At 40.7% G+C, this 15,439-nt stretch carries 17 protein-coding genes; 13 read left to right on the top strand and 4 right to left on the bottom strand.

The features are described from left to right. Positions 1-41 precede the first annotated feature (41 nt). Positions 42-1,541, top strand: a complete 1,500-nt coding sequence (cls, locus tag QNH29_RS29030) for a cardiolipin synthase (protein ID WP_283862697.1) — start codon at positions 42-44, stop codon at positions 1,539-1,541. Positions 1,542-2,251: 710 nt separating this feature from the next. On the opposite strand, the gene QNH29_RS29025 is transcribed toward cls, so the two are convergent. Next, positions 2,252-2,503, bottom strand: coding sequence for a GlsB/YeaQ/YmgE family stress response membrane protein (locus tag QNH29_RS29025; RefSeq protein ID WP_283862696.1), 252 nt, complete (start codon positions 2,501-2,503; stop codon positions 2,252-2,254). A 66-nt stretch (positions 2,504-2,569) separates the two neighbouring features. After that, positions 2,570-2,779 carry an IDEAL domain-containing protein gene (locus QNH29_RS29020; protein ID WP_283862695.1) on the bottom strand — a complete coding sequence of 70 codons (210 nt, stop codon included), beginning with the start codon at positions 2,777-2,779 and terminating at the stop codon, positions 2,570-2,572. A 181-nt stretch (positions 2,780-2,960) separates the two neighbouring features. On the opposite strand from QNH29_RS29020, the gene QNH29_RS29015 reads away from it, so the two are divergent. The 7 genes from QNH29_RS29015 to QNH29_RS28985 all read left to right on the top strand — a co-directional run bounded on the left by QNH29_RS29015 (position 2,961) and on the right by QNH29_RS28985 (position 9,252). Further along, on the top strand, positions 2,961-3,287 hold the full coding sequence (locus tag QNH29_RS29015) for a YflT domain-containing protein (RefSeq protein ID WP_283862694.1): 327 nt from the start codon (positions 2,961-2,963) through the stop codon (positions 3,285-3,287). Between the two features lie 33 nt (positions 3,288-3,320). After that, entirely contained in the window at positions 3,321-3,500 is a 180-nt protein-coding gene (locus QNH29_RS29010) for a hypothetical protein (protein ID WP_283862693.1), read from the top strand. A gap of 201 nt (positions 3,501-3,701) precedes the next feature. After that, complete coding sequence (locus QNH29_RS29005) at positions 3,702-3,956, top strand: DUF1146 family protein (RefSeq protein WP_283862692.1); 255 nt, start codon at positions 3,702-3,704, stop codon at positions 3,954-3,956. A gap of 276 nt (positions 3,957-4,232) precedes the next feature. After that, positions 4,233-4,979, top strand: a complete 747-nt coding sequence (locus QNH29_RS29000; RefSeq protein ID WP_283862691.1) for a YwmB family TATA-box binding protein — start codon at positions 4,233-4,235, stop codon at positions 4,977-4,979. Positions 4,980-5,011: 32 nt separating this feature from the next. Then, positions 5,012-6,322 (top strand): UDP-N-acetylglucosamine 1-carboxyvinyltransferase, encoded by a 1,311-nt coding sequence (murA, locus tag QNH29_RS28995; protein ID WP_283862690.1) that lies wholly within the window; start codon positions 5,012-5,014, stop codon positions 6,320-6,322. 183 nt (positions 6,323-6,505) lie between these two features. After that, complete coding sequence (gene spoIID, locus QNH29_RS28990; protein WP_283862689.1) at positions 6,506-7,534, top strand: stage II sporulation protein D; 1,029 nt, start codon at positions 6,506-6,508, stop codon at positions 7,532-7,534. A gap of 761 nt (positions 7,535-8,295) precedes the next feature. Next, a complete protein-coding gene (locus tag QNH29_RS28985) occupies positions 8,296-9,252 on the top strand; it encodes a nuclease-related domain-containing protein (RefSeq protein ID WP_283862688.1) in 957 nt (318 codons plus the stop codon). A gap of 24 nt (positions 9,253-9,276) precedes the next feature. Here QNH29_RS28985 and QNH29_RS28980 read toward each other — a convergent pair whose 3' ends face one another. Continuing rightward, positions 9,277-9,693: a VanZ family protein gene (locus QNH29_RS28980; RefSeq protein WP_283862687.1), complete on the bottom strand. Its 417-nt coding sequence runs from the start codon at positions 9,691-9,693 to the stop codon at positions 9,277-9,279. A gap of 120 nt (positions 9,694-9,813) precedes the next feature. On the opposite strand from QNH29_RS28980, the gene spoIIQ reads away from it, so the two are divergent. The 4 genes from spoIIQ to QNH29_RS28960 all read left to right on the top strand — a co-directional run bounded on the left by spoIIQ (position 9,814) and on the right by QNH29_RS28960 (position 14,137). Continuing rightward, complete coding sequence (gene spoIIQ / locus QNH29_RS28975) at positions 9,814-10,704, top strand: stage II sporulation protein SpoIIQ (RefSeq protein ID WP_283862686.1); 891 nt, start codon at positions 9,814-9,816, stop codon at positions 10,702-10,704. 122 nt (positions 10,705-10,826) lie between these two features. Beyond that, a complete protein-coding gene (locus QNH29_RS28970; protein WP_283862685.1) occupies positions 10,827-12,824 on the top strand; it encodes a penicillin-binding transpeptidase domain-containing protein in 1,998 nt (665 codons plus the stop codon). Between the two features lie 214 nt (positions 12,825-13,038). After that, positions 13,039-13,674: a hypothetical protein gene (locus tag QNH29_RS28965; RefSeq protein ID WP_283862684.1), complete on the top strand. Its 636-nt coding sequence runs from the start codon at positions 13,039-13,041 to the stop codon at positions 13,672-13,674. Positions 13,675-13,690: 16 nt separating this feature from the next. Further along, positions 13,691-14,137, top strand: coding sequence for a hypothetical protein (locus QNH29_RS28960; RefSeq protein ID WP_283862683.1), 447 nt, complete (start codon positions 13,691-13,693; stop codon positions 14,135-14,137). 14 nt (positions 14,138-14,151) lie between these two features. Here QNH29_RS28960 and QNH29_RS28955 read toward each other — a convergent pair whose 3' ends face one another. Then, complete coding sequence (locus tag QNH29_RS28955) at positions 14,152-14,457, bottom strand: MGMT family protein (protein WP_283862682.1); 306 nt, start codon at positions 14,455-14,457, stop codon at positions 14,152-14,154. A gap of 528 nt (positions 14,458-14,985) precedes the next feature. Here QNH29_RS28955 and spoIIID point away from each other — a divergent pair. Beyond that, positions 14,986-15,258 (top strand): sporulation transcriptional regulator SpoIIID, encoded by a 273-nt coding sequence (gene spoIIID, locus QNH29_RS28950; RefSeq protein WP_007086083.1) that lies wholly within the window; start codon positions 14,986-14,988, stop codon positions 15,256-15,258. Positions 15,259-15,439 lie beyond the last annotated feature (181 nt).

Below are 15,439 nucleotides of genomic sequence, written 5' to 3'. Positions count from 1 at the left end.
GGAAGGGTATTTCTTTTTAAAAAGACTGTGAGGGAAACTGGATGAAAATAAGAATCGAAATCTTCTTTGTCATGTTGATGTTTTTCTTCTCCTGGATGGTTCTTTTTACGAGATTCCCTATCTGGTGGAAAGTAATAGGTATTAGTTTGTATATAGGTATTATTTTATATAGTGTAGCAGAGCTATGGCTGCAGAATCGTCCTGTACCGAGAACGCTTTTATGGACATGCCTGTTAATATTGTTGCCGGTTGCAGGCTATATTTTCTACATATATTCAGGGCAAATGCTATTTAAAGGGGAACTTTTTAAAAGTAAGCGTGCAAGCGACCGCGAGTTCTTTGAGGCAATAGGTAAAAAAAAGGAGCTCGATGAGGCGCCAATCACGCTCAATGAACATCAAAGAGGATTTGTCAGCTATCTTGAACGGGTGACGTTAACCAATCAAAGCCAGAATACGAAGACGAAAATTTTAAAAAACGGGCAAGAAACCTTTCAAGAGGTGAAACAGAGGTTAAAAGAGGCGAAGGAATTTATTCATTTAGAGTATTATATTTTTCGTTATGATCGGCTCGGGCAGGAGCTGATGGAGATCTTGACTGCTAAAGTAAAGGAAGGGGTGGAGGTCAGGCTGATTTATGACGCGTTTGGCAGTTTTGCCCTTTCCGAACAGGATAAAAGGAAGATGGCGGAATCCGGGATTCAGGTTCACCCTTTTCTGCCGCTGATTTCCGGTTGGTTTACGCAAAAGTTTAATTTCCGTAATCATCGAAAAATTATTGTGATTGATGGAAAAATTGGATTTGTCGGCGGATTGAATGTGGGAGTTGAATACCTTGGCGAGGATGACAAGTTTGGTTTTTGGTGTGATACGCATGTTTTGCTGGAAGGTGAGGCTGTCCAGACACTGCATGCCGTTTTTTTATTGGATTGGAAATATGTGTGCGGAGAAGCGTTGTTTGAAGATCGCCGCTATCTTCAGCCGGTGCCATTAGCGGGTGAGGGTCTCGTCCACGTGGTCGCGAGTGGACCGGAAACAAGGGACATGGGGGATCATTTTTATGCGATGATTTCAAGTGCAAGAAAATCAATCTGGATTGCGACACCATACTTTATTCCAAGCCAGACCATTATGACGGCGCTGCGTGTGGCAGCAAAAAAGGGAATTCAAGTTCGGCTCATGGTTCCTGAGAGCAATGATGGTTTTCTAACCCAATATGCCACTCAATCCTACTTTCCGACCCTCCTTCGTGCAGGTATTGAAATTTACACCTACCAAAAAGGCTTCTTACATAAGAAGGTCATCATTGTTGATGGCAACATGGCCACGATTGGAACCGCAAATATGGATCAGCGCAGCTTTCATTTGAATTTTGAGGTAAATTTATTTCTAACAGGCACTTCCAGTATTGATGTCCTGGCGAGTCATTTTGAAGAGGACCTTAAAGAATGCAGGCGGGTGAGACCGGTTGCCTTTTATAAGAGGGGCTTAGGTGTCAAATGGAAGGAGTCTTTTGCTAGGTTGTTTTCCGGGGTGTTGTAACTGAGTATTGGCGGGGTTACATTTGGGCTTATTGTAATTGAGCTTTTGATGAAAATTATTTTACCTGCGGGATTTTGTTCTCTACCTGCGAATTTCATTTGATTACCTGCATAGAATTCATTTTACCTGCATTTTTGTTTTGTTTATCTGCCTAACAAATTCAGCAAGCAAAACCTAAGCCTGGCTTAGGTTTTGCTTTTTCGTATAGATGTATAATTTGGGGCGAAAATAAGCGTGGTTTCTAGATTTAGCTGCGTTTTTTAAGTTACCATTTTTGTGAAAAACCTTCTACCTGCCAAAATGAGGTCCTTACCTGCCGATTTGGTTTGCTTACCTGCATAGATTTCATTTTATCTGCATTTTTGCTTAGTTTATCTGCCTAACAAATTCCGCCGCAAACCTCACCAATTAAAAAGCCAGGCTGTGGCCTGGCTCATGTATTTTATTTTCCTATATATGGATATGTCACTCGAAATTAAGCTTTATTTCTGGATTAGGTTCAGTTTTTGAGTTACCTCTTTATATCAAAAACCCTGTACCTGCCAAAATAAGTTCCTTACCTGCGGAATTGGTTTGCTTACCTGCATAGATTTCATTTTATCTGCATTTTTGCTTAGTTTATCTGCCTAACAAATTCCGCCGCACCTGCATGATGTAATTCTAAACAGTAAAAAAGACTGCAAAATTTGCAGTCTATTCGTCGTTCTATATTATGCTCTTTTTCTAATCATTCGCAATACCATGCTCACAATTAGCACGATGACAATGGCACCTAGGAGTGCTGGTAAAATATAAAATCCTCCAATTTCAGGTCCCCAGTTGCCTAAAGCTGATCCAATCCAGGCCCCGATGAAACCTGCGATAATATTTCCGATGACTCCTCCAGGAACATCACGCCCCAGAATTAATCCTGCTAACCATCCGATAATTCCTCCAATAATTAATGACCAAATAAATCCCATAAAATTCTCTCCTTTCTGTTTTCAATGAGTATGGTTAGTAAATACCCGAAATGACAGCGGCTAAACTTATAAATAAAAAAACTTATCGCGATTTTGTTCCAATCGCTCCTTTATACTCGTCTCAGTGGTATTCATACGCGTTTCGAGGTAACGCTGGCAAACTCTCAATTCAAAGGTTAATCGATTAAATGCTTCCTGATCCCGCTCATCCAAACACTGATCGATTTTTCGTTTTAACAAACTTATTTTAGTAATTAACTCTGCTTTAGTTTTCATCTTACCCCTCCAATTAATCCTTATTTAAATAACTAAAAGGTATATACCCAAAATGTTAATCATTAAACTAAATAGAATTTTAGATAAATAGGTTTCGTTCGTTTAAAGAGCGGATATATAACTGGTACAAGCTGAGACATCAGCAAAATAGATCATGCGTAACGCGCGAGGAGGAATAAACATGGAAAACGTAAAAATCGTAGAAAATGGAGTTCAGGCTAAAAAGGAAATCACGGATTTCATGATGGAGGGATTCACAAAGGATGAAATTTATCTATTCGCTCATGACGAAAACCGAACTGAACACCTGACAGACGCACTGGACATAAGCGCGGTTGGTGTTGGAGAGCAGGGAGTCTTTGAATCCTTCGCCAATGTTTTTCGTTCCAGAGGGGATGAGCTCCGTTCGAAGTTAGAATCACTGGGGTTATCAAAAGCGGCAGCAGAGCGTTGTGAAGAACAAATGGACCATGGAAAAGTCGTTGTCGTTGCAACGAAGTCGGCTTAATAAATTAATAAAAAAAGGATGAGGTGAAAAATAATGAAAAAGTCTAATCAAAGTATAGAGAAACTAAAAGGAATGCGGCAAAGAGCAAGACGTAACAATAGTGAGAGCCAGTCACTCATGCAGTATTTTAAAAAACCAATCATTCATAAGGAGATACACGGAGACAGAGTTTACGTTCCATTAAGAATCAGCAGGATCTGGAATGGAATCTAAACTTCCCACTTACCTATTAACTGCCTAAACACTGATTTTTCACACACAACCAGTGTTTAGGCAGTTAATGCGTTAAAAATTTGCTATAATAAAAGCGAAACTTTTCAAGGTTTCATCCGTCAATATGGTATGCACTATTTCATGCATAAAAGCAGTATTTTGCATAAACGGTGACAGGCACCAACACCGAAGGAGGGTGTAATGGAGAACTTTGGACAGATTGCTTTGTTGAGTATTTTTTCTCATCTGGTGTTTATTGCTTTGGCGTGGTGGGCGCTGCAGTCGATACGCTTGGATAAGTTGTTGAAGCCTAATCATGTTTTTCAAGCGCGTTTATTGTATATATTATTGGCGATTATTATTGGATCGTCGGTTAGTAACTTCTTCCTAGACTACCTTTTGTGGTCAAGGCAGCTGCCTTTAATCTTACAATACATACAACTGGAAAAAATTTAGGTCTTCAAGCATGTATCTTTTTTGAGAAAAATTGAGTACAATTCTCTTTGTGTGTGAAAAAAAGTGCAATCTACAACAAAAAGTTAACAACTTAGAAAATAGATGGATATATCGAGAGACTTCGAAAAACAAATGCTTGAACCTATCTGCCGCTGGAAAAAGATAATTTTTCGAGAGAGATCTTTTGCTTCAAAAAGCTTGTCCAAAAGTGTCGACATTTCCCAAGTATGCTATTCCTCCCCTTGGTAACAATGGTAGTAAGGGGGGAGAGTAGAGATGAAGAGAAAAACAAAGGTACTTTTTAGCATAAGTTTAATGATGGTTGTAGGTTTGATGGCGGTACTTGGCAGCCGGTTAACGGCAGCCAGCGGTGAGCCGGATTTGGTAAAAATCGCTGACGCTTTTCAAACAGAAGATATTTTGCTCGAAGAATGGTCGTTTTATGCACGGGAGCATTTGGTTGACCTGACTACAGAGAAAGAAGTGCAGGAATATGTTAAGGAGCTTCAGCAAAAGTTTCCTGATTGGGATTGGTCCACAAGTAAGACCAGCGAAAAATGGGAAGTAACAGCAGTATCTCCAACTTCTAAACACCACAAAGAAATGCTTCAAATGATGGCAACCCACACAAAACAACCTGTTAATGCGTATATAGTATATAGGGTCAGCGGTGACGAGTGGAATAAGGAGATGGAGTCCTTTTTCACGAAGGATCAAGTCAAAAATAGGCTTTCTGACATATTTCGAGAAAATCCAACAATTTTCTCTGGTATGAAGGGCAGTATCAGTGATAAGATGGATAAAGCTGTTCCGACTATTACAAATGAGTTAATGGAAATTTTTGGTGCAAAAGAAATCGAAGCGTTAAAAGAGGATAATTTCATGTCTGTATCGGCGAACTCGCCAATGTTTTCAGACTCCATAGCTCGGGACATGAATTTACAAATTGGGATACGCTCCGAAGGATTGGGCGCGAAGACTACCATTGTAGTTGGCACACCAATCATTACGATTGAATATTAATATAGAGAAAATGGACGCGGAGGGGAATACTCTTGGAAAAGATCATCGTCCGCGGCGGAAAAAGGCTATATGGAACCGTTAAAGTAGAAGGCGCAAAAAATGCGGTCCTGCCTGTACTCGCTGCCACATTATTAGCAAGTGACGGAAAAAGTGTAATTCGTGATGTACCTACACTCTCCGATGTATACACAATTAATGAAGTATTGCGCAACCTGAATGCAGAGGTTGGCTTTGACAATAATACAGTTGTCGTTGATGCATCTAGAGTGTTGAAAGAAGAAGCGCCGTTTGAATATGTTCGTAAAATGCGTGCATCTGTCCTCGTGATGGGCTCTTTACTCGCGCGCAATGGCCGTGCACGTGTAGCATTGCCAGGCGGATGTGCGATTGGTTCTAGACCGATTGATCAGCACCTTAAAGGTTTTGAAGCAATGGGCGCTAAGGTTAAAGTTGGAAATGGTTTTATCGAAGCGGAGGTTGATGGCCGCTTAAAAGGTGCAAAGATTTACTTGGATTTCCCAAGTGTTGGTGCAACCGAAAATATTATGATGGCTGCCACCTTGGCAAAGGGAACAACTGTCATTGAGAACGTAGCAAAGGAACCGGAAATCGTTGACCTAGCGAACTTCTTGAATAAAATGGGGGCAAATGTCCGAGGCGCTGGCACGGGCACTCTTCGTATTGAGGGTGTCGATGTATTGTTTGGTGCTGACCACAATATTATTCCTGACCGTATTGAAGCTGGAACTTTCATGGTTGCTAGTGCGATTACGCGCGGAAATGTATTGGTACAAGGTGCTGTTCCTGAACACCTATCTTCCTTAATTGCAAAAATGGAAGAAATGGGCGTTACGATTATTGAGGAAGGTGATGGCGTCCGCGTCATCGGTCCTGAAAAGCTTAAGGCTGTTGATATTAAAACAATGCCTCATCCGGGCTTCCCAACAGATATGCAATCACAAATGATGGCGCTTCTGCTTCGTGCGGATGGAACATCTATGATTACGGAAACGGTATTCGAAAACCGCTTCATGCATGTGGAGGAATTCCGCCGGATGAATGCTGACATTAAGATTGAAGGACGTTCTGTTATTTTAAACGGACCTTCTAACTTACAAGGCGCAGAAGTAACCTCTACAGACCTTCGTGCTGCGGCTGCTCTTATTTTAACAGGGCTGGTTTCTGAAGGTAATACGCGCGTAACGGAATTAAAGCATTTAGACCGTGGATATGTGAACTTCCATGGTAAATTAGCGGCTTTGGGCGCAGATATCGAACGTGTCAAAGAAGCAGAGGAAGCTTTTACAGAAGTACAAAGCTATATTACTGATTTAAACGCGTAAAAATAACGAGCCGAAGAGGGTATCTGGAGAGATGCATTCTTCGGTTTTTTATTTTTATGTATATTAGTTTTCTGAATATTCTAGAATCTATTTTTAGTCATAAATGCTTGTCCGCCTCCATATGATGGAATGAGAAAGCAGCCCAGGTTGGGATGCGCAAATTTCATAATTGGAGGCTCCTACATGAAAAAATTCAAACCACTCATCCTACTAGCGTCATTCTTATTTGCCCTCACCTTACTCATTCCAGCCATTTTAGTACTGCCTTTTGGGGATGGAAAGGTCAGCGGTAAATTAGGTGAAGACCTGTCTACCAAGGCCCCAAATACCGAAAATACATCTTCAGCAGATGCTGCAGTGGAAGTGGCAGTTTACCGCTCTTCCGTCGGACAAATCGATAACGTTCCATTAGAAGAATACCTGGTCGGGGTAGTGGCAGCTGAAATGCCTGTTGAATTCAAGGAGGAAGCTTTGAAGGCACAAGCTCTGACAGCGAGAACGTATATCGTGAAAAAAATGCTTAGCAAGGATAACATCGGTGTTCCAGAAGGAGCACAGGTAACCGATACGCAAATTCATCAGGTGTACCTCAGCAAAGAGCAAATGAGAAATAACTGGGGAATGGAATTTGAATCGAATTACGCAAAGATCCTTTCTGCGGTACGGGCCACGAGCGGTCAAATCTTGACCTATGACGGTCAGGCCATCGACGCCTCCTTCTTCTCCACCAGCAACGGCTACACTGAAAACTCTGAAGACTACTGGAACAATGAAATGCCATACCTGCGCAGTGTATCAAGTCCATGGGACAAAAATTCTCCAAAATTTAATTCTGTAAAGGAAGTGACCGTTAATCAATTTGAATCTGCACTAGGTGTCAAGGTGGGGGCGAGCGGGACCATTGGAAAAATTGTTGAGCGCACTGCAGGCAAGCGGGTCGCTAAGGTTGATTTTAATGGGAAGGTATTGAGCGGTAAGGAAATTCGCGAAAAGTTAGACTTAAGATCGTCGGACTTTGACTGGGAACGAAAAGGAAACAGCATTGTGATTACCACCCGCGGCTTCGGGCACGGCGTCGGCATGAGCCAGTACGGCGCAAACGGCATGGCCGCCGCCGGAAAGAACTATCAGGAAATTGTGAAGCACTATTACCAGGGCATTGAAGTGACCTCTGCGGATAGTATGATTGCGACGATTACGGCGCAGAAATAATGTTTTTTTCGAGCCAGACCTTATATGGGGTCTGGTTTTTTTATCGTGTGTTGAATAGATTGGAGCGGGCGGCTGATTTGTTAGGCAGGTAAACAAAGCAAAAATGCAGGTAAAATTGAATTTGACGCAGGTTAGCTAACCAAATTCGCAGGTTAGGAACATATTTTGGCAGGTAGAGGGTTTTTGATAAAAAAGGTAACTAAAATATTGTAATCTAAATCCAGATTCTAGGCTTGATCATGAGTAAAATATCCATATATAGGAAAATTCGATACTTAATCCATGCTGCCGCCTGGCTATTTCAGTGTTGGGGTGGGTGGCTGAATTTGTTAGGCAGGTAAATAAGGCGAAAATGCAGGTAAAATGGAATTTATGCAGGTAAGCAAACAAGATTCGCAGGTAAGGAACATATTTTGGCAGGTAGAGGATTTTTATATACAAAAAGGTAGCTAAAAAACGCAACTGAAATCGAGAATTACGCGTAATTCAAAACAAAATATCAAATAAAGGAAGTTAAATCACCTAAGCCTAGCCGCCGCCTAGCTATTTCAGAGTCATGCCAGGGCGGCCAAGTTAATTAGGCAGATAAACAAAGCAAAAATACAGGTAAAAAGAAATCTATGCATGAAAGCAAACAAAATTCGCAGGTAAAACACAAATTTTGGCGGGTACACAAAAACTCCTTATTTCTGTAACAACTTTTATAAAGGACTTCCACATTAAAAAGTAGAATAAATGACAAAATGAAAGGAGAGTTGCGTATGATCGCTAAGCCATGTGTACCACCGCCAATTCTGGAAAAGTATCATATTTTAAAAAGGAGATTATCAGATAGTCATATCAAAAAATTAGAAGTGATGACCGATATGAATAACCGCATAACTGGTTTTAGTGGAGAGGAATCGGTTATGAACTTCCACCTCGAACCAATATCAAACATGAAATTCAAAATTTATCATGATCTTCGAATATTCTACGGCAACTATTACTTCCAAATTGATATCCTCATCCTGTGTGCCTTCTTTGCCTTGGTGCTTGAGGTAAAGAATTGGGCAAGAGATTGGCACTTCGAAAAAGTTCTTCATCAGACAATGACAGGTAACGATGGTAAATTGGAAAGAACAAAAAATCCTGTTTTTCAGGCAAGGTTACAAGCGTTTAAGTTAAGAGAATGGCTAAAACTGCATAACATTACAGGTATACCCATCCAGTATTTATTCGTCAACAGTAATGAAAATTCAAATATCATTATCCAAGAAGACAATAAATACAAGTGGAACGTATGTAATAGCGAATATTTGCTAGAGAGAATTGATCAATTCGACAATGAATTCAAGATTGAATTACTGGATGAAAAAGAACTAAAAAAAATAAATAAACTCCTTTTAACCAACCACACTCCTGAAAATATCGACCTTCTTCAAAAGTATCATCTTTCACATAATGATATACTAACAGGCGTTCATTGCCCCGATTGCGATCATTTACCCATGAAATATTATGCTGGAACATGGAAATGTCCAAACTGTCGAACTCATTCAAAAACAGCCTTCCTAAACACCATCCATGATTATTTTCAAATTATTAGCCCCACTATTACCAACGCGGAGGCGCGCAGATTTTTACAAATCGATTCTCCAAAAATGGCCCACCATTACCTAAATTCCAGCAGCCTAAAGAGTACAGGCACTTTCAAAAATAAAATCTATCACAAATAAAAAACCACCGCACAAACGCAGTGGCTAAAACTTCCTCACTTTCCCAAGCATCTTCCCTAACCTCTCAAATCGACCTTTAAACAGCGCACCCCTAATAAAATAGAAGCACACCAAAATCCCTGTGACGTCTTTAACGAGGTCAAACCAAGACGCAGAGCGATACGCATAGAAGGATTGGTGAATCTCGTCTGTAAGTCCGTAAAGACCTGCTATCACGGCACAGAGCACGTTTAAGCCCGCGCTAAACGTCCGCTCACGGGTGAGAAAGGCTAAAACTAGCAATACATATAAAATTGCGAACTCTATCAAATGCAGGGATTCCTTTATAAAACGGTCAATCTCGGAATCCGGGAGTTCAACGAAGTGGTTCGATGGCAGGCTCGACATGATCCAAATCGCTGCCATGTAGGCGATGGGAAGTAACCGTAATACGTATTTCAAAAAAATTTCCTCCTTGATGCATAAAAAATTTGTGTTTATCGAAAAATAAGTGCAAAAATTTTTTTTGCTAGTGTATATAATTCTACTTATCTGTTCAGAATGATTGCTGAGGTGATGAAAATGAGAGAGGAAGAAAACAAACGATCTTCTCAAAGTTCCAGTGTACAACGTTTTTTCAAGAAGCGTTGGGTATTTCCAGCCATCTATATTGCAAGTGCAGCAATCATTCTGACAGGAGTTCTTTGGTATCAAAGCAGCGACAACGCAACTGACAAGTATAATTACGAGTCTTCAGATCTAACGGGTAAGAACAATGATACTCCGGCACTTGAAGTTAACTCGAGCTTAGAAAACTTGAAAATGCCTGTGAAGGATCCAATGAGTGCAGTTGTCAAAATGGAATTCTATGATTTCAACGCAAGTGAAGAAAAACAAGAAGCAGCATTAGTATTTTACAACAATACCTATGTTCCGCACACTGGTGTTGACTTCACATCCAAAGATGGCGAAACATTTGAAGTAGTATCTGCCTTAAGTGGAACAGTTTCTAGAGTAGAAGAAGACGCAACCCTTGGTAATGTCATTGAAATCGAACACGATAAAGGTATTGTAACACAATATCAATCAGTTAAAGATGTCAAGGTTGAGGTTGGCGACAAAGTAAAGCAAGGACAAGTTCTTGCCATGGCTGGACAAAGCTTGTTTGATGAAGAATCTGGAACGCATGTACATTTTGAAATTCGTAAAGATGGTGTAGCTGTAAATCCGACTAAATTTTTCAATAAACCAGTAAGTGATTTACATGACGCCAATACAACGGAACAAAAATCAGTAGACAATGCAAAGCAACAAATGATAGATGAACCAGCAGCTGGTGAAGATAAGGCTCCTGCAAAAGAGGAAACTCCATCTAAAGATGAAAAGAAACCAGCTAAAGATGAAACACCTTCAGATGATGAAACTCCATCCGAAGACGAATCTTCAGAGTCTACAGAAAAAACAAACTCTTAATCGGAACAAAGGGGAAAGGGGAATATACCTTCCTCTTTTTTTTTTGCCTAGGCTCCACATCGATATAAAAAAAACAACCTTTACCTAAATATGTTAAAATGGTAGAAAAAGGGGGGAGTTTTTTGAAAAAAATCATTGGATTGCTGTTAATGCTTGTCCTGTTCGCCGTGGCAGCAGCGGGCTGCAGCAAGGAGCCAACGCCTCAGGATCGGTTCGACGCGTACATAAAGCTATGGAATGAGCAAAAGTTTGATAAGATGTACGATTACTTAACAGAGGGTTCCAAAGAGGTAATCTCCAAGGAAGACTTCACGAGCCGCTATCAAAAAATCTACGATGACCTGCAAATTACAGACCTCAAGATGACCTTCAATAAACCGGGAGAAGAAGAACTGGCAAAGGATGAAGACACCGTCACATATGACTTTTCCGCATCCATGAACAGCATCGCCGGAGAAATCCAATTTACACACAAAGCAAAGATGAAGAAAGAAGAACGTGACAAAAAGAATAACTGGTATGTCGACTGGAATACTACCTATATTTTTCCACAATTGAAAGATGGCGACAAGATCGGGATTAGCAGTGTAAAGCCAAAGCGTGGCCAAATTTTTGACCGAGCAGACAACACGCTTGCATATAACGGTCAGGTATATGAAGTGGGTGTGGTTCCTGGCAAGATGGAGGGACAGGAAGGGCCTGTCATTGCGCAATTATCCAGCCTGTTAAAGATGACACCGGAGCAAATCAACAAGGCGCTAACCGCCAATTGGGTAAAGCCAGACTTGTTTGTACCGTTAAAAAAGGTATCAATGGACGACCAAGAGCGTATCGCTCAATTAATCGCTTTAGAACCTGTACAAACGAAAAAGGTAGAAGCCCGATTATATCCTTTTAAGGAAACAGCGGCTCATTTAATCGGCTATGTTGGTTCTATAACCGCTGACGAGCTGGAAAAGTTAAAAGATAAAGGCTATACTAGTACAGACATCATCGGAAAAAGAGGGCTTGAGGAAGTGTTTGACGAGCAGCTTAAAGGAAAAAGCGGTGTGAAAATTACGATTAAAAAGCCCGATGGCAAAAGCGAAGTCCTTGCTGAAAAGCCAGTCGAAGATGGTCAGGATCTAAAGCTAACGATTGATATTGAACTTCAAATAAAGATATACAATGAACTGGCTGGTGAGGCAGGCACAGGAGCGGCAATAAACCCCGTAACAGGTGAGACGCTTGCGCTAGTCAGCACACCTTCATTTGACCCAAATCAAGCTGTACTGGGCTTCTCAACGCTAGAGTGGAACGAGCTTCAGGAGAATCCGCAAAAGCCGTTGACAACCCGGTTTAATAAGGCGTATGCACCAGGTTCTGTGTTCAAGCCGCTCACCGCATCCATCGGACTTAAGAATAATATGATTACCCCAGAGCAAACGATGGATATTAAGGGATTGAAATGGCAAAAAGGTGCCTCATGGGGTAACTATTTTATAACAAGAGTTCATGAAGCCAACCCAGTAAATTTAGAAAAAGCACTGGTGTATTCGGATAATATATATTTTGCACGAACAGCATTAGAAATTGGTAAAGACACATTCAGTGCTGGATTGAGGGAATTTGGCTTTGAAGAAGAGCTGGATTATCCGTTCCCGCTTGAAAAATCAACGATCGGTAATTTAGATAAAGACATTGCCTTAGCAGACTCCGGCTACGGCCAGGGGCAAATTCAGATGAGTATCGTGCATTTATTGCAAACCTATACTCCATTTGTGAACGGCGGGAATATGATTAAACCAAGCCTATTACTTGGCGGTGAAAAAACAGAGAAGGCAGTCAGTTCACCTGAGATCGCTGCAATACTTTCATCGCAGTTAAGAAAGGTGGTCGGTGATTCGGAAGGAACGGCCCATTCTGCGGACATGGCAGACTATCCACTTGCAGGCAAAACGGGTACCGCTGAAATCAAACAAAAACAAGGTGAAAAAGGAACAGAGAACGGGTGGTTCATTGCCTACAACACCAACTCGCCCAATTTGATGGTTGCGATGATGGTTGAAAATGTACTGGATCGCGGCGGATCACAGATTCCAGTTAAAAAAGTAAAAAATGTCATTACAGAACTCAAGTAACAGAAACCAGTCTATGGTTTCTGTTTTTTTAGGATATTTGGACCAGAAATAAGCAAAAATAAAATTAAAAAACAGGAGAACAAAATTGAGCCAATATCCTATTGCCCGAAGACAAAGGGCTCACTTATCACAATTTTCCAACACTATGTTATACCCAAAGAACCCGTGGGTGGTGGCTTTTTTTTCATTTTCTTATCCTGGTTTTGGCCATTTATTGCTGCATCGTTATATTGCTGGCTTCATTCTCATCATTTGGGAAACCTTTATTAATCAAAGTGCCAAAATAAATCTTGGGATTTTTTATACATTAACAGGTGATTTTGCGAAAGCGATGGTTGTGATTGATGAACAATGGCTGATGGTTTATGTGGCCATTTATATGTTTGGAATCTGGGACGGTTATCGACAGACAGTGGACATGAATAAACAATACATTTTAGCCGACCGTGAAGATGTATCTTTGCAGCCGATGGCCATGGGTGCATGGGATATAAATTTTCTCGATAAGCGAAAACCGTGGGTTGCTCTTCTATGGTCGGTGTTGTTTCCGGGACTGGGGCATTTATATATTCATAAAGTCATTGTTGGATTTTTTATTTTTGCCTACACAGTGGTAATTCTTTATTTTGGCCATCTGCCACAAGCCATTCACCTAACCATGATAGGAGATTTCGATACAGCTAAGGAAGTTTTGCACATGCAGTGGGCCATGTATTTACCTTCCATCTATTTTTTTATCCATTACGATGCATACGTCGGTGCTATTGATTATAATGTTCTATTTGAAAAAGAGATGAAAAAATTTTTACGAAAAAATTACCAAAATAAAAATTTCAAATTTCCTTTTTAAGAAGTGGGTTGAGTAGATGTTTGTTATTGCAACATTTGAAAATTCCCTTTATATTGAGCTGGCAATTACGGCATTGGAGGAGCAGGGAATCTCAAAGGAAATGATTTTAGCCGCCCCGCTGGATAAGCGCAAGGCACCAAGAAATTTGTTTGATACAATTCATAATTCAGACGGATTTAGTTTGTTTGACGGACCGGCCATTCTAGGAACGTGTTTAATGCTGTTAGGAGCGATATACGGCTATGAGCTAAAATGGGGACCGATTCTTTGGGGAATTATTGGTGCTGTTTCTGGACTGCTTTTAGGGTTTCTTATAAAAATCTTAATACTTAGGAAAAATAAGTGGGGCAGCAAAAATATCTCTTCAGAAATTGTCCTTATGGTTCGGTGTGAGGAGAATAAATGGGAAATGGTTGAAAAAATCTTATGGGACCATCTGGCGCTTGGTCTGACCAAAATATAAAATACCACCTCTTTTTAGGGGTGGTATTGGTATTTTTCAAGGTCAATGGTGCCGTTCAGGCCCACCTGAATTCCCTCACTTTCGAGTGAAAAAAGCTGCTCATGATAGGACTCATCATCCTGGAGAGCAATTTGACCTTTACTGTTGACGACACGGTGCCAGGGAAGGCGATGTTTCCTTGACATCGAATGCAGGGCGCGGACAACCTGACGTGCCGCACGCGGGCTTCCTGCCTCCCTGGCAATTTGTCCGTAGGTCATCACTTTGCCTTCGGGGATCGCTTTTATTATCTCAATAACTCTTTCGGTAAAAGGCTGCATCTGTTAATTCCTTTCTATCTTCATGTCCTATTATAAAATTTAATTATTTTCAGCTAAATTTTCATTCGACATCCCGCCGCGACAAATTTCTTAGGAAATAATCAATCATGTTTTATATTTCCATAATAAATCCTATTACCATGCACGTTACAGCAATTTCGCATGGCTGTCGAATAAAGCAACATAGGAATTATTTTTCAAGCCAACTGTCCGATTTTTCAAAAAATTTACACCAACCCTTGTCCCGATTAGATAATTCGTGCATATTCTCATATCCAAGCTAATAAAATGGTTACAAACCTTTACAAAGAGAGTGTCTGAGGTGAAGAGTCGTTTTAGCCTTTTGTGGATTCAGTTGGGGACTTGATTATACATTGTAATGCCGCATAGTTGCATAAATGGTGACAGGCACCGCTCGTGGACACTTTCCACCTGTGGTGGACAGTCATGCGGATTTAGTATTTCGTCTTAGTGATAAGCGGGTCTCATTTCGCACTTCTCACATCCAATTTAGGGAGGGCGAGTGGTGTGCACGATTACATCAAAGAGAGAACTATCAAGATTGGAAAGTATATCGTGGAGACGAGGAAAACGGTTCGTGTAATTGCGAAGGAGTTTGGCGTGTCCAAAAGTACTGTCCATAAAGATTTGACAGAGAGGCTTCCTGAAATAAATCCTGAGCTGGCAAATGAGGTAAAAGAAATTTTAGATTATCATAAATCAATCAGACATCTCCGTGGTGGAGAGGCGACAAAAATGAAGTACCAGAAGGAAGAAAAAGAAGGTGAGGCTGTTAAATAGGCCGACTTTCAGAAGGATCTCTGCAAAAAGAATAAATGTTTAAAATGGCCATTTTCAAGTGACTTCTTAGTGCATTCTAAGAAAGTCGGGGAAAGGGCCATTTTTAATGGTTAAAAAGGCATGCATTCTCTTCAAGATATTTTTTCCGACAAATTTCTACGTTTTTTAGGATAATAGTATG

Source organism: Neobacillus sp. DY30, from assembly GCF_030123065.1.
GTDB lineage: Bacteria > Bacillota > Bacilli > Bacillales > Cytobacillaceae > Neobacillus.
This window is presented reverse-complemented; position numbering and strand designations above follow the sequence as displayed.